The following is a 13436-nucleotide window of genomic DNA, read 5'->3' on the forward strand; positions in this document are numbered from 1 at the left end:
TCAAGAAACGCAGGTTGGCAACAGCCTGCGTTTTTGTTCGTGAGAAAAGGCTACCTGAAAAACCAGAACGGCAGTTTGGTTTCAGCTAGTCTCAAACCAGTTCAGGCTACCTGAAATCGTAAACCATCAGTCAAGCAAGCTAAAGGCTGAATAACGGTATCCACCAAAGTGCCTGATATACTAAATACCTCAAATCACAGCAGCCATATTCCAGCTAGCCTTCAAGCAATTCAGGCTACCTGAAACTTCACCAAAGAGCCACCGAATGCAAGACCTCATCGAAGAAGCCTACCGGCTGTTCGCCCCTTATACGGTTCATTTCCCACTCAACATCTGCACCTGCGCATGCTGCATGCCCGAAGACTGCCAGCACGAGCTGTTAAGTTATCGGCTGCGCGAGATTCCCGCTAACAACTTGGCCGGCTATTTGGGCAGTGTACCGCTGGCAGACGAAGCCGCCACAGCGCGCGATATGAAGCATTTCCTGCCGCGCATTTTGCAGGCCTTGGTAAACGATGAAGATGTGCGTTCTCTCGATGAAATGCTGCTCGACAAATTGCGCTGCGACCTGCCTGAATGCTGGCTGGAAGATGAAATCCGCTGGCTACACCGTTTTGCTGCCGCCTGGTTTGCACACCAAATCGCTGCTCCACGCTACGAAGGCTGCCTGTCCACGTGGCTCGTCATGTTCCACTTTGCAGGTCTCGACGTAACCGATGAGCTACTCGCCCTGTGGACGAAATCTGCTTCTGAAACCAACGCCCTGCGCGAATTTATCAGCCTGTATCTGACCATACCCTATGGCGCAAACGAACCAGACTGGGATAAAGCCTGTTATCTCCCCGACCATCGCCCGCATCGTGAGCATCTAGTCACCAAACTTTCCGTCTGGTTCGCCGCCCCGCACACCCGTGCCACCTTTCGCCACGCTTTTGAGCAAGCCTTGCTGGCCGGCCGCGAAAAGCCGGAAGAAACCCTGCTGTGGGAGCAATGCTACGACTGGCTGGCTTGAAGGCTACCTGAAAACCAAGCGAGCAATTTGCGCTGTATAGTGTTCGCGTTGCTGTAACTTTGCCCGATGAGCCTTTTTCAACCAATCTTTAGCTTGCTTCCGGAGTAGGGCGGCGTTGCCACTCTGCCTGCTGCTGAAAGGCATCTGTTGAATACAAAGCAAATTCGTCATCTACTCTAGAAAAGGCTACCTGAACCCCATCGCCGCTGTTTTCAGGTAGCCTTTCCTCCACCCGCCAAAGGCTAGTTGCAATCTGTCGTCTGGTTTTGGCTGGCTTTCAGGTAGCCTGCTTATTGTGCGCTATAATCCCGCTGTTTTCATTTCACACAAACGGTTGCCCAAATGCGCAAAACCCTTCTCCTCGTTGACGGCTCTTCTTATCTTTACCGCGCGTATCATGCAATGGCGCAATTGACCGCGCCTGACGGTGCGCCGACGGGCGCGCTTTACGGCGTGTTGAACATGTTGCGCCGTCTGCGGGCGGATTATGTGCATGATTATTGCGCGGTGGTGTTTGATGCGAAGGGCAAGAATTTCCGCCACGAGATGTTCCCCGACTATAAGGCGACGCGCCCGCCGATGCCGGACGATTTGCGCCCGCAGGCGGAAGCCTTGCCGGATTTGGTGCGGCTGATGGGCTGGCCGGTGTTGGTCATTCCGCAAGTGGAGGCGGACGACGTTATCGGCACGCTGGCGGCGATGGCAGGCGAAGCAGGTTGGAATGTGGTGGTGTCCACCGGCGATAAGGACATGGCGCAGCTGGTGAACGAGCGCGTAACGCTGGTGAACACGATGAGCGGCGAAACGCTGGACATTGAAGGCGTGAAGGAGAAATTCGGCGTGCGCCCCGACCAAATCCGTGATTATCTCGCGCTGATGGGCGACAAGGTGGACAATGTGCCGGGCGTGGAGAAGTGCGGCCCGAAAACAGCGGTGAAGTGGCTGGAAGCCTACGGCTCGCTGGCTGGTGTGATGGAGCACGCTGCGGAAATCAAGGGCAAGGTCGGCGAAAACCTGCAAGCCGCGCTGCCCCAACTGCCGCTGTCGTATGATTTGGTGACGATTAAAACCGATGTGGACTTGCATTCGGAGCTTTCAGACGGCCTCGAAAGCCTGCGCCGCACTTCGCCGAAATGGTCGCAGCTTGCGGTCGATTTCAAACGCTGGGGCTTCCGCACTTGGCTGAAAGAAGCGGAAAGCCGTATACACGAAGCGGCGGACGGCGATTTGTTCGGCAGCGATACGATAGGCGAACAGGCGGCGTTGGACATGGAAACGTCGTCTGAAAGGCTACCTGAAAAAGCCGTTGCACCCGAAAAGCTGGATTATCAAGCCGTTACCACCGAAGCGCAGTTTGCCGCTTTGTTGGACAAACTGTCGCAGGCGGGCAAAATCGGCATTGATACAGAAACCACTTCCCTAGACGCGATGAACGCCGCGCTGGTCGGCATCAGCATCGCATTCCAAGCAGGCGAAGCGGTTTACATCCCCGTAGGTCACAGCCTGACCGCCGCGCCTGAACAGCTTGATTTGCAGGACGTATTAGGTCGTCTGAAACCGCATTTGGAAAACCCCGCCCTGAAAAAAATCGGGCAAAACCTCAAATATGATCAACACGTTTTCGCCAACTACGGCATCGCCCTGAACGGCATTGCCGGCGACGCCATGCTCGCTTCCTACATCATCGAGAGTCATCTCGGACACGGTTTGGACGAATTGTCCGAACGCTGGCTCGGTTTGGAAACCATTACCTACGAATCGCTGTGTGGCAAAGGCGCGAAGCAAATCGGTTTTGCCGACGTCGCCATCGAGCAGGCAACCGAATACGCAGCCCAAGACGCCGATTTCGCCCTGCGCCTCGACGCGCACCTGCGCGCGCAGATGGACGCCAAACAGCTTGAAATGTATGAAAAAATGGAGCTGCCCGTCGCGCAGGTATTGTTTGAAATGGAACGCAACGGTGTGCAAATCGACCGCGCCGAACTCGCCCGCCAAAGTGCGGAACTCGGCGCCGAGCTGATGAAGCTCGAACAGGAAGCCTATGCCGCCGCAGGCCAGCCGTTCAACCTCAACTCGCCCAAACAGCTGCAAGAAATCCTGTTCGACAAAATGGGCATCCCCACCAAAGGCCTGAAAAAAACCGCCAAAGGCGGCATCTCCACCAACGAAGCCGTGCTCGAACAGCTCGCGCCCGACTACCCCTTGCCCAAAATCATCTTGCAAAACCGCAGCCTGGCGAAACTCAAATCCACCTACACCGACAAACTGCCCGAAATGATCTCCCCCAAAGACGGCCGTGTGCATACCACCTACGCCCAAGCCGTCGCCATTACCGGCCGCCTCGCCAGCAACAACCCCAACCTGCAAAACATCCCCATCCGCACCGCCGAAGGCCGCCGCGTGCGTCGCGCCTTCACCGCACCGCAAGGCAGCGTCATCGTTTCCGCCGACTATTCCCAAATCGAGCTGCGCATCATGGCGCACCTCTCCGGCGACAAAACCCTCATCGCCGCATTCCAAAACGGCGAAGACGTACACCGCCGCACTGCCGCCGAAGTATTCGGCATCGCCCCCGAAAACGTCTCGCCCGAACAACGCCGCTACGCCAAAACCATCAACTTCGGCCTCATTTACGGCATGGGCCAATACGGCCTCGCGAAATCATTGGGCATAGACAACCTGTCCGCCAAAACCTTCATCGACCGCTACTTCGCCCGCTACCCCGGCGTCGCCGAATACATGCAGCGCACCAAAGAACAAGCCGCCGCGCAAGGCTACGTCGAAACCCTGTTCGGCCGCCGCCTCTACCTGCCCGACATCCGCAACAAAAACGCCAACGCCCGCGCCGGAGCCGAACGCGCCGCCATCAACGCCCCCATGCAAGGCACCGCCTCCGACCTCATCAAACGCGCCATGATAGACGTATCCCGCTGGCTTTCAGACGACCTCTTACAAAGCAAACTGATTATGCAGGTGCATGACGAACTGGTGTTGGAAGTACCCGAAGCCGAGCTGGATTTAGTGAAAGAGAAACTGCCGCAAATTATGGCGAAAGTGGATGAGGGGATGTTGAACGTGCCGCTGGTGGCTGAAGTGGGCGTGGGGATGAATTGGGAAGAGGCGCATTGAGATGAATAGAGATTGAGGTATAAAAACATGGCAGGAAAAAGGCAACACTATATTCCGCAATTCCTACAAAGAGGGTTCACGATTGAAAAAAATGGAGCAAAAACTTGGGTGGCTAGAGTAGATAGAAATCCATATCAATCGAATATACAAAATGTTGGTGTGGAAGGATATTTCTATACAAAAGAAAATAATATAATTGTTGATGAACTTATAACCAAAGAAGAGGAGATAATATCAAAAACAGTTAATAGCTTAAAAAAATATGATAATAATACCCCTGTATCTGGAGAAGTGGCTGCTAAATTAGTTGCCCACTTTGAAATTAGAACTAGAAGCCTAAGGGTAAATTTTTCCCAAGCTATAAAAAATATAGTCCAAGCTATTTCTGATACTTTTGAAAATAAGACTTTATTTTATGATTATTTAGTTAGGAAAATAAAAAGAGATAGAAAATTTATTAAAGATATAATTGATAAGGTTCAGATTTCAAATAAACAAAAGAAAATATTGACAAGAACTATTCAAAAAGATCCAAATTTATTGCTTTATTATCTGCCCGATAGCGTTATGTCTATAATGGCTACACAGTTGAGGCAGGAATTTTCTTCACAAATTATAAATAACAAAATAAAAGAAATACATTTAAAAACACTAAAAGAAACAATCGCACCAGAGGAGAAGATTAATATTTTTTCTAGGCTAAATTTTAGAATTATTAAGACAAAAGAGATATTAATTTTAGGAGATTCTATTGTTGTATTTATAAACTCATTAGGTATACAAAAGCCGTTTTATGATAAAGATGATAAGATACGATTACTTGTTATGCCTTTAGATAGTAATACTTACTTGATTGGTTCAAGTGATAGAAGTCATGAGTATTCAATCGAAGAAATTAGGAATTTTATTTCTTCTTGTTCATTAGAGTTTTTTATATCATCAGACAAGGATATTGCAGAAAAATATTGTAAACAGATAGGATCATTTGCTAGTATTTTATCAAGATGTCAAGCAGACTCGATTATAAGAGAAGTTTTAAATGAATAGGATATACTGGATTTAATAGTAAAGTCTCCTTTGAATGATTCAGTAAATCATAATTGAGTTTTGATACACCAGATTTCCTATGCTCGCATTTAATGTATATTATAACTTGCGAACTTTAATTGAATAAAATCTTCCAGTTTATTATTTAACCCAAAAGGCTACCTGAAACTTTCAGGTAGCCTTTCTTTTTGTTTCAAGCATTCAACTGCCCTTACTGCGTCAGCACATCCACACCCTGCGGCGGGGTGAAGCGGAATTGGCTGCGGGAGAGGTTGGGGCGGGTATTCAGGTTGTTGAATTTGATGGTAGTTTGGTTGCCGAAGCTGTCTTTTAGGCGCATTTCGGCCAAGTCGTCGCCTTTGAAGCCAAGGCGGATGTATTGGTAGCCGGCGTTGGAGCGTTTGGGCGTGGCCAATACGTAGTCGATGCCGCCGGCGGAGCCGTCTTCTTTCAGGGTGTAGCTGGCGGAGAGGGCTTCTTTATTGGAAAGGATGGCGGCGGGGCTATCGCCGATGGCTTGGTTTTGCGCGGTTTTGGTGATTTGTGCCAAGTCGATGTCGTAGAGCCAAATGTGGCTGCCGTCGCCTACGATGGTTTGTTTGTAGGGGCTGGTATATTCCCATTTGAAGAGGCCGGGGCGCAGGATGCTGAAGCGGCCTTGGGCATTGCGGGTTTTGTTGCGGCTTTGTACGCTTTGGCTGAAGCTGCCGCTGATGCCGTCGGTGTCGGCGTTGAATTTTTGCAGGGCTTCGATGCCGCCGGCTTGGGCGCTGCCGATAGCCATAGCTAAAACTGCTGCGGCGGCCAGGCGGAAGGTTTGGGTTTTCATCGTTTTTCCTTTGTGCGAATCAAAACGGAATGCGGCGCATTGTACCAGCTTGGGCGCGGCGGGGCAGGGCGGTTGGAATTGTAAAGACGGCGCTGAAACAGGATTTCTCCGCTAGAGCAAGGTATTAGGTGGGGTAGGGCGGCAAATTTTTAACCGGATTTTATTCCTGAGCTATAATTCGCGGCTGCGGTAAGCGGTGGTAAAGGTTGCGCCAGATACTTTTCAGGTAGCCTTCCGCCTTCTTTGGAGAACCTTATGATTCAAGCTGTATTATTCGATTTAGACGGCACATTGGCCGACACGGCGCTCGATTTGGGCGGGGCGCTCAACCGCCTCTTGGCTAGAAACGGGCTGCCTGCCGTGCCGATGGCGCAAATCCGGCCGGTGGCCAGCCACGGCGCCAACTATTTGATTAAGCTGGGCACCGGTATTGAAAAAGGCCATCCCGACCACCCGCGCTGGCGGCAGGAATATTTGGCCGAATACGAGCACGGTTTTTGCGATGAAACCGTGCTGTTTGAAGGCATCAACCCCATGCTCGAGCAGCTCGCCCGCCGCAGTATTGCCTGGGGCATCATCACCAACAAGCCGCACCGTTTCACTAGCCTGCTCGTGCCCGAACTGGGCTTCATTGCCCCGCCTGCGGTGGTGGTGAGCGGTGATACTTGTGCCGAATCCAAACCCAGCACGTTACCGATGCATCATGCCTGCCGGCAAATCGGTATTGCGCCGGAGCGTTGCCTGTATGTGGGCGATGCCGAGCGCGATATGGTGGCGGGCAAAAACGCTGGGATGGCGACTGCCTTGGCCAACTGGGGCTACATTGCCGAGAGCGACCCGGTGCACGAATGGCCGGCTGATGCGCGGCTGGATGCGCCCGGGCAGATTTTGGATTTGCTGTAGCCGAATAGCTTAACTTTTACCCAACGGAGAACGTCTTATGAAGAAAATCAGTTTATTGCTGCCGATTTGTGCCGCACTGGCTTTGAGCGGCTGTTTTATGTCGCAGAAATCGCAAATCGTGCACCGCGAAGTGCCGTATAACGCGCAAAACCAGGCACGGCTACGCATCTACGGCCAATACGGCCGCGATGTGGTACGTATGATTCCAAATAGCACCTGCGAGCAATGGGCAGAAAAACAAGGCCGCCGCCGTCATACCCGTTTCACCGGCGGCCTGCCGCGCCGTATCCGCAACCTTTCGGTGGGCATGCCTGCCACTCAGCGCAGCAACACCGTGAATGCCGATACCGGCGTGGTGTTCCGCGAGTCGTATAAAGAATTTGTAGTGCCTGCTGGCAAAGCGTTGGTGCTCGATGGCGCGTTTTCCACTGAAACCCTTGGCCGTGTGGATCGCTGCCGACTTGCCGCCAGCCTCACCCCGCAGGCGGGTAAGGATTATGAAGTGCAATACTCGCGCGGCGGCGAAGGCTGCGATGTGGCTGTAGTGGAAATCCTGCCGCAGGCCAATGGCGAAGTACATCCCACCCGCCCCGCGTCCATCCAATATTGCCCGATGCCAGGCACCAGCTATTAAGCAGCAAAGGCTGGCTGAAAGCATAGGCTTCTAGAGAAGCTCAAGCAGCAATCCAGTTTTCAGGTAGCCTGTTATTTGCATAGAGGCTACCTGAAAGCATCGATCATAGTTTCAGGTAGCCTGCCTTCCTAAGGAAAACTCATGTCCTTTTCCCTTATCATCATCGGCGACGAAATCCTGCACGGTAGCCGCCAAGACAAACACTTTGCCTTTTTCAAACAGCTACTCAAAGAGCGCGGCCTGCTGCTCGATTCTGTGCAATACCTGCCCGACAACCGCCAAATCCTTATCCACCGCCTGCGCCAAAGCTTTGCCGAAGGCCTGCCCACCTTTGTTACCGGCGGCATTGGCAGCACGCCCGATGACCACACTCGCCAAGCTGCTGCCGAAGCCCTTGGCTTACCGCTGATACTGCACCCGCAGGCTGCCGCCAACATCGAAGCCGTATCCCTCAAACACGGCGACAGCCTCGACAGCCACGGCCACCAAATCCGCCTGCGCATGGCCGAGTTTCCCCAAGGCAGCAGCCTGATTCCCAATCCCTACAACAACATCGCCGGCTTTTCCATCCGCGAACACTACTTTCTACCCGGCTTTCCCGTAATGGCACAGCCCATGGCCGCTTGGGCACTCGACGAATACTACGCCCATCTCCAGCACCAAACCGAACGCCGCAGCATCAGCGCTTGGATCGACTTGCCCGAATCCCGTATCAGCGCCCTGATGGCTAGCATTGAACAGCGCTACCCCGGCATCCGCAGTTTCAGCCTGCCCGCCACCCCCACCGCTCAGCAGCGCTACCGACTGCTATTCGGCCTCAAAGCCGAAGGCGAAGCCTGCACACAGCTAAATCAGGCCTGGCAGGAAGCCGAAGCCGGCTTGAAAGAGCAGGGCGCCACCCAAATCGAGCTGGCACCGGAAGGCGTGTAAGTAGAAAGAAATCAGTTTCAGGTAGCCTGCAGTATGATTGGCTACCTGAAATTTTTATGGCTAAAACACGGCCATAAAAGGCTACCTGAAAAATATTTCATAATTTCTGTATTGACAGAAATTAAAGATGCAAATAAACTCTGCCGCACTATGAAACTGAATCCGACCACTGAAAAATTTATCCTGCATTGGGGCGAGATGGGCTCCAAGTGGGGCGTGAACCGCAGCGTGGCGCAGATCCATGCGCTGCTGTATATCATCGGGCGGCCGATGAATGCCGAAGAAATTTGCGAAACACTGGGTATGGCTCGTTCCAATGTTTCCAACAGCATTAAAGAATTGCAAGGCTTGCTATTGGTGCACACCGTGCACATCATGGGCGACAGGCGCGACCATTTCACCACTTCGGATGACGTGTGGACGCTATTCCGTACCATTGCCGAAGTGCGGATGCAGCGCGAAATCGAGCCCACCCGGCAGTTTTTGCAAACCTTAATCGATAGCCCGGAGTTCGCGCAGGAAAACGAGGCCGTGCAGCAGAAAATCCAGCAAACCCACGACTTCATCAGCACCCTTACCATCTGGGCCAATGAAATGCTGAAACTCTCCACCGGCACCATGGTGAAGATTTTGAAGCTGGGCGCGGGGATTCAGAAATTTTTCCGTTGAAGTAGTTTGCAGGTAAGATAAATAGGGCTACCTGAAACATTACCGGATATTTTCAGATAGCCTTGCCTGAGGGATGTAACTTCTTAAATTTATGCGGATGATTCCGCTAAATTTTTAAATCTTTATTTCTCTTTAAACAGAAATTTAGGAAATAATGGATAAACAAGTTTCAGGTAGCCTGCATCATTACCAAGGCGTGGGTAGTTAGGGATTCTGCTGGCTGGAGGTTGGTAGCCTTTGAGGCAGCCTCTGGTTGGCCGGAGTGCTGATTTCGGCAGTGATATTTCTTTAGCTGCCGGCAGCAATCATGATAACTGCGCCTTGCGGTGTAGTGAGCAAGGCGGTATTGGACAGAATAGTGTGTCCGAAAGGTTTGAAAATGAAGCGGCTTGACGTATTGCGGTTTTCGATGGGTTTTTTATGGCTTTGGAGCGGGATACAGCCTGCTCTGACGGCAGCAGATATGTCGCTGGATTTACTGGGGAGGGCAGGCATTGCGGCAGAATGGCAGGCGGTAGCGTTTTATGCCTCATCGGCTTTAGACATATTTTTTGGGATCTTATGTTTCACAAAATTCAGAAATTACCGTTTTGTATGGCTATCACAATTTGCCGTAGTACTGGGCTACAGCGCGATTGTGGCGTACAGGCTACCTGAAATGTGGCTGCATCCGTTTGCGCCGCTGATTAAAAATGTGCCGATTTTGGCGGCATTATGGGTACTTGGGAGTAGGGAGCGGGATGGCATTGCAGCAGGCTAAATGCGTGCTTGGGCAACCGTCGTTCAGGCTACCTGAAATAGTTTAGTTAGCCGCCCATCCGGATTCGCGGTTTGCCCAAAGAGCCTGCTAGGCAGCCGGCATAAATTCGCCAACGTGCCAGCCACTTAATAAGGTAAGCAGCAGTGCGGCGTAATGAACAAAACGCGGTGGATAGGGTGGCAGCAGCAGACGGGTAGTGTTGAACACAAGCAGCGCGATGTGCCCGATATACAGATAGGGAAAAGCCAAAAGCCATAAGTGCCAATCCTGATAACCGCGTCCACTGTCCGCGTTGCCCTGCATGAAGGGCGTGATGCCTTGCACGACAAACAGCCAGCCGAACAGCAGCAGGGTGATGCCGAAAAAGGCGAGGGCGAAATAATCGATGTATCTGGCGCTGGTCGTGGCGGGGCGGCGGATGGTGGCATAGGCAAAGGCGGCGCAGGTGGTTATCCATGTGGTGTAAATAAGATAGGCAGCAAGCATGGGCGGTGGTTTTCAAGAGGGAAACGTGGCCGTCAGGATAACGGAAAAGCGTGGTACGCGGCAAGACGCGTGATGCGCTGAAATCAAAGGGAATTTGAATTTTTTCAGGTAGCCTGCACAGGCGAATTTCAATAGGAGCAACAAAATGAACACGTATTTAATCGTCAAAACCCTGCACATTATTTCGGCCACGCTGATGGTGGGTACGGGCTTCGGCACGGCGTTTTATCTGTTTTGGGCGAACCGTTCCGGCTCGGTGGCGGCGCAGGCGGTGGTGTCGAAATGGGTGATGAAGGCGGATTGGTGGTTCACCACGCCGGCGGTGATTTTCCAGCCGCTCTCGGGTTTGTGGATGCTGCATTATTTAGGCATGCCGCTCACGTGGGGCGGGGCATGGCTGTGGGTGAAGTGGACGTTGGCGCTGTATGCGCTGGCGGGGGTGTGTTGGCTGCCGGTGGTGTGGCTGCAAATCAAGATGGCGCGCCAGGCGGCTGCGGCTTGGCAGGCGGGCGAAAATACGCTGTCGGCCAGCTACAAACGCTATCAATTTTGGTGGGAAATGCTGGGCTATCCGGCCTTCTGTGCCACGGTGGTGATGTATTTCCTGATGGTGTTGAAGCCGATGTAGATGTGAGTCTGCCTCTGCGGAGGCGCCCGACAAAAGATTGTTAAACTGAAAATGGAGAATGATGATGCATACTTTATCTGTGATGTTACTTTTGGTGATGGTGTCTTTAACGGTGAGCCTGGTGTGCTGGCTGGTTTTAGGTGTGTCTTTGCGGCGGGTGCTGGCGTTTTTATGTAACGACCCGCGCGATGAAGTGAAGGAAATCAGCGGTATTTTTTGGCAGCGGTTGTATTTGAGCCTAACCCTGTTTACGCCGCTGTTGTGCGTGCTGCTATTTGCGCCGAATTTCGAGCGCAGTTTGGCAGATAACCTGCTTTACGCCCTACGCTGGGCCGTGTTTGGCGGCGTGAGTTTGCTGCTGGTATTGGCCTATTTGGTACGCAAACAGATTCAGGTGCTGCAACGCAGTGGTTTTGAGGGCGTGAAGCCCGAAATAGACTGTAACATACCAACTGAAACATCAAAAGGATAAGATTTCACCCCTGTGCCGAGTAGTGGTAGGCAATAGCGAGTGAACATGATTGGGAGAAACAGAATGCATAAAATCTTCTACGATGCCGAATGCCCGATCTGCGTGCGGGAGATGGAACTTATCATGCAGGATAGCCGCGCCGGATTTATGGAAGCCGTGCCGATACAGGGCAGCGAAGCCGTGTTGGCGCAATACGGCATCACCACCGAAGCCGCGCTCACCTACCTGCACGTTTTAACGGACGACAGCGTGATGCTGCAAAAAATGGCCGCTGTGCGCAAAATGTACGAAGGCTACCAAGGCTTTGCACTGGTGAAACTGGTCAATCTGCCGCTGTTAAACAAACTGGCCGACCGGCTTTATCCGTGGTTCGCCCGCCACCGTTACCAATTTCCCAAATGGCTGCTTCCGCGCCCCGGATGCGAAGGCGGCGTATGCCGAATCCCACCGAAAGAAAGGACGAAAAAATGAAAAAATATTGGCTACCCATGCTGCTCCTGCCTCTCGCCGCACAGGCCGTTGCTGAAAGCCCGGAGCTGGCACGCTGCCGCCAAGTGCTTAAAGACAATATGGAAATTATGGTATTTACCATGCCTTGCCCGCCTGATGCCTCAGCGGGAAACATTCCGCAGCATAAATTTGAAAACCACCTGCGCCAAGTGGCACGCTGCAACAGCCTGCTGGAAACCCGCTATGCCGCCGATGCCGCACGGGTGCAAGCCGAGCTGAACGCCTATGTGGAAGGTCCTGCTACCGAGGCTCGCGCCTTCAGCCGCAACCCGCAGCGCAAACAGGCCTACTGCCGCCGGCAAAACGCTACGGCGCGCCGTTTGCTGATGCGGTATTAAAACGCTTTCAGGTAGCCTGAAACAATGGCTACCTGAAAATCCACCTCTTGCCCGCACAAAAGGCTAGCTGAAAAATTTTATCCAAAGAAATTAAGGCATGATGAACATCGTCCTCTTCGGTGCAAGCGGTTTTATTGGCAGCCGCGTTGCCAAAATCCTGCGCGCGCACAGCCACACGCTGCGCACTCCATCACGCAGTGAGTTTGACTACTTACAGCCAAACGAGGCTGCCGCACGCAGCATTCTGAACGGCGCCGATGCCGTGTTCAACTGTATCGGCGTGATGAGCCGTGATGAGCACGTGCTGGAAATAGTGCATCACCACACGCCAGCACTGTTGGCAAAAATTGCGGCGGAACAAGGCGTGCTGCATTGGGTGCAGCTGTCCGCATTAGGCGCAGACCCGAAGCACCGCGTGGCTTTTGTGGGCAGCAAAGGGCGGGGTGACGAAGCGGTGTGCCAAATCGGCACGGCACACAGGATGCGCGTACTGCTTGCCCGCCCATCGCTCGTGTATGGGCACGGTGGCGCGAGCTGCGAGCTGTTTATCCGCCTTGCCCGCCTGCCCATTATCGCTTTGCCTAACGGTGGCTGTTTTGACGTGCAGCCCGTCCACGTTGCCGATGTGGCACAGGGCTTGGCTGATTTATTAACCAGCAGCCTGCCGCACGGCACGGTACTCAATATGACGTGCAGCCGTTCTCTCACACTGGCACAATACCTCAACATCCTGCGCCAAACCCTACACAGCAAGCCAGCCCAGCGCGTGCTGCCGATCCCGCTGCCGCTGCTGCGCCCGGTGTTGCCGCTGGCCAAACTGTTCAGCAACGGCATCGTCAGCCAGGATAGTTTTACCTTGCTGCAACAAGGCTCTTGCGCTGATAGCCAGGCCTTCGCCGAGCTGCTCGGCTGCCCGCCGTTGTCGGTAGAACAGTTTGCAGCAGCGGAAGATATTGGCGCATAGCACCGAGCTTATGCCGTAAGCCAAAGAGGCTACCTGAAAAGTGGAAATTCCTTTTTCAGTTAGCCTCTTAGCGTTTTCAGGCAGCCTTAGAGAAGAGTAATAGGCAAACTATTTTATGCTGGCAA

General features: G+C 52.8%; 15 protein-coding genes. 13 read left to right on the plus strand and 2 right to left on the minus strand.

Annotation, left to right across the window (positions count from 1 at the left end; translation table 11 throughout):
- The first annotated feature begins 265 nt into the window (after positions 1-265).
- The 3 genes from CKV94_RS10405 to CKV94_RS10415 all read left to right on the plus strand — a co-directional run bounded on the left by CKV94_RS10405 (position 266) and on the right by CKV94_RS10415 (position 5188).
- Positions 266-1012 carry a hypothetical protein gene (locus CKV94_RS10405; protein ID WP_003822657.1) on the plus strand — a complete coding sequence of 249 codons (747 nt, stop codon included), beginning with the start codon at positions 266-268 and terminating at the stop codon, positions 1010-1012.
- Between the two features lie 342 nt (positions 1013-1354).
- Positions 1355-4141 (plus strand): DNA polymerase I, encoded by a 2787-nt coding sequence (gene polA, locus CKV94_RS10410; RefSeq protein WP_003822661.1) that lies wholly within the window; start codon positions 1355-1357, stop codon positions 4139-4141.
- Between the two features lie 27 nt (positions 4142-4168).
- Entirely contained in the window at positions 4169-5188 is a 1020-nt protein-coding gene (locus tag CKV94_RS10415; protein ID WP_003822663.1) for a DUF4238 domain-containing protein, read from the plus strand.
- Between the two features lie 211 nt (positions 5189-5399).
- Here the strand turns inward: CKV94_RS10415 and lolA are convergent, their stop codons facing one another.
- Positions 5400-6017 carry an outer membrane lipoprotein chaperone LolA gene (gene lolA, locus CKV94_RS10420; RefSeq protein ID WP_003822665.1) on the minus strand — a complete coding sequence of 206 codons (618 nt, stop codon included), beginning with the start codon at positions 6015-6017 and terminating at the stop codon, positions 5400-5402.
- A 255-nt stretch (positions 6018-6272) separates the two neighbouring features.
- Between lolA and CKV94_RS10425 the strand changes: the two genes are divergently transcribed.
- The 5 genes from CKV94_RS10425 to CKV94_RS10445 all read left to right on the plus strand — a co-directional run bounded on the left by CKV94_RS10425 (position 6273) and on the right by CKV94_RS10445 (position 9913).
- Positions 6273-6920 (plus strand): HAD family hydrolase, encoded by a 648-nt coding sequence (locus CKV94_RS10425; protein WP_003822666.1) that lies wholly within the window; start codon positions 6273-6275, stop codon positions 6918-6920.
- Between the two features lie 37 nt (positions 6921-6957).
- Entirely contained in the window at positions 6958-7554 is a 597-nt protein-coding gene (locus CKV94_RS10430; protein WP_003822667.1) for a hypothetical protein, read from the plus strand.
- A 141-nt stretch (positions 7555-7695) separates the two neighbouring features.
- Entirely contained in the window at positions 7696-8484 is a 789-nt protein-coding gene (locus tag CKV94_RS10435; protein WP_003822668.1) for a competence/damage-inducible protein A, read from the plus strand.
- A 150-nt stretch (positions 8485-8634) separates the two neighbouring features.
- Entirely contained in the window at positions 8635-9153 is a 519-nt protein-coding gene (locus tag CKV94_RS10440; RefSeq protein ID WP_035580311.1) for a GbsR/MarR family transcriptional regulator, read from the plus strand.
- 379 nt (positions 9154-9532) lie between these two features.
- Complete coding sequence (locus CKV94_RS10445) at positions 9533-9913, plus strand: DoxX-like family protein (RefSeq protein ID WP_035580314.1); 381 nt, start codon at positions 9533-9535, stop codon at positions 9911-9913.
- Positions 9914-10000: 87 nt separating this feature from the next.
- On the opposite strand, the gene CKV94_RS10450 is transcribed toward CKV94_RS10445, so the two are convergent.
- Positions 10001-10399 carry a hypothetical protein gene (locus CKV94_RS10450; RefSeq protein WP_003822672.1) on the minus strand — a complete coding sequence of 133 codons (399 nt, stop codon included), beginning with the start codon at positions 10397-10399 and terminating at the stop codon, positions 10001-10003.
- 145 nt (positions 10400-10544) lie between these two features.
- Between CKV94_RS10450 and CKV94_RS10455 the strand changes: the two genes are divergently transcribed.
- From CKV94_RS10455 to CKV94_RS10475, 5 genes are all read left to right on the plus strand, one after another.
- Positions 10545-11027, plus strand: a complete 483-nt coding sequence (locus CKV94_RS10455; RefSeq protein WP_003822674.1) for a DUF2269 family protein — start codon at positions 10545-10547, stop codon at positions 11025-11027.
- Between the two features lie 58 nt (positions 11028-11085).
- Positions 11086-11499, plus strand: coding sequence for a hypothetical protein (locus tag CKV94_RS10460; protein WP_003822676.1), 414 nt, complete (start codon positions 11086-11088; stop codon positions 11497-11499).
- Positions 11500-11562: 63 nt separating this feature from the next.
- Positions 11563-11970, plus strand: a complete 408-nt coding sequence (locus CKV94_RS10465; RefSeq protein ID WP_155114501.1) for a thiol-disulfide oxidoreductase DCC family protein — start codon at positions 11563-11565, stop codon at positions 11968-11970.
- Entirely contained in the window at positions 11967-12347 is a 381-nt protein-coding gene (locus CKV94_RS10470) for a hypothetical protein (RefSeq protein ID WP_003822678.1), read from the plus strand. Before CKV94_RS10465 ends, CKV94_RS10470 begins: the two co-directional genes overlap by 4 nt.
- A gap of 100 nt (positions 12348-12447) precedes the next feature.
- Positions 12448-13311: an NAD-dependent epimerase/dehydratase family protein gene (locus CKV94_RS10475; protein WP_035580320.1), complete on the plus strand. Its 864-nt coding sequence runs from the start codon at positions 12448-12450 to the stop codon at positions 13309-13311.
- The last annotated feature ends 125 nt before the right edge of the window (positions 13312-13436 follow it).

Origin of the sequence: Eikenella corrodens (genome assembly GCF_900187105.1) — a bacterium.
Taxonomy (GTDB): Bacteria; Pseudomonadota; Gammaproteobacteria; order Burkholderiales; family Neisseriaceae; genus Eikenella; species Eikenella corrodens.

Bases quoted from the DNA above. Each gene is read 5' to 3' on its own strand.
- CKV94_RS10405 (WP_003822657.1), top strand. From the start codon at position 266: ATGCAAGACCTCATCGAAGAAGCCTACCGGCTGTTCGCCCCTTATACG.
- polA (WP_003822661.1), top strand. From the start codon at position 1,355: ATGCGCAAAACCCTTCTCCTCGTTGACGGCTCTTCTTATCTTTACCGC.
- CKV94_RS10415 (WP_003822663.1), top strand. From the start codon at position 4,169: ATGGCAGGAAAAAGGCAACACTATATTCCGCAATTCCTACAAAGAGGG.
- lolA (WP_003822665.1), bottom strand. From the start codon at position 6,017: ATGAAAACCCAAACCTTCCGCCTGGCCGCCGCAGCAGTTTTAGCTATG.
- CKV94_RS10425 (WP_003822666.1), top strand. From the start codon at position 6,273: ATGATTCAAGCTGTATTATTCGATTTAGACGGCACATTGGCCGACACG.
- CKV94_RS10430 (WP_003822667.1), top strand. From the start codon at position 6,958: ATGAAGAAAATCAGTTTATTGCTGCCGATTTGTGCCGCACTGGCTTTG.
- CKV94_RS10435 (WP_003822668.1), top strand. From the start codon at position 7,696: ATGTCCTTTTCCCTTATCATCATCGGCGACGAAATCCTGCACGGTAGC.
- CKV94_RS10440 (WP_035580311.1), top strand. From the start codon at position 8,635: ATGAAACTGAATCCGACCACTGAAAAATTTATCCTGCATTGGGGCGAG.
- CKV94_RS10445 (WP_035580314.1), top strand. From the start codon at position 9,533: ATGAAGCGGCTTGACGTATTGCGGTTTTCGATGGGTTTTTTATGGCTT.
- CKV94_RS10450 (WP_003822672.1), bottom strand. From the start codon at position 10,399: ATGCTTGCTGCCTATCTTATTTACACCACATGGATAACCACCTGCGCC.
- CKV94_RS10455 (WP_003822674.1), top strand. From the start codon at position 10,545: ATGAACACGTATTTAATCGTCAAAACCCTGCACATTATTTCGGCCACG.
- CKV94_RS10460 (WP_003822676.1), top strand. From the start codon at position 11,086: ATGATGATGCATACTTTATCTGTGATGTTACTTTTGGTGATGGTGTCT.
- CKV94_RS10465 (WP_155114501.1), top strand. From the start codon at position 11,563: ATGCATAAAATCTTCTACGATGCCGAATGCCCGATCTGCGTGCGGGAG.
- CKV94_RS10470 (WP_003822678.1), top strand. From the start codon at position 11,967: ATGAAAAAATATTGGCTACCCATGCTGCTCCTGCCTCTCGCCGCACAG.
- CKV94_RS10475 (WP_035580320.1), top strand. From the start codon at position 12,448: ATGAACATCGTCCTCTTCGGTGCAAGCGGTTTTATTGGCAGCCGCGTT.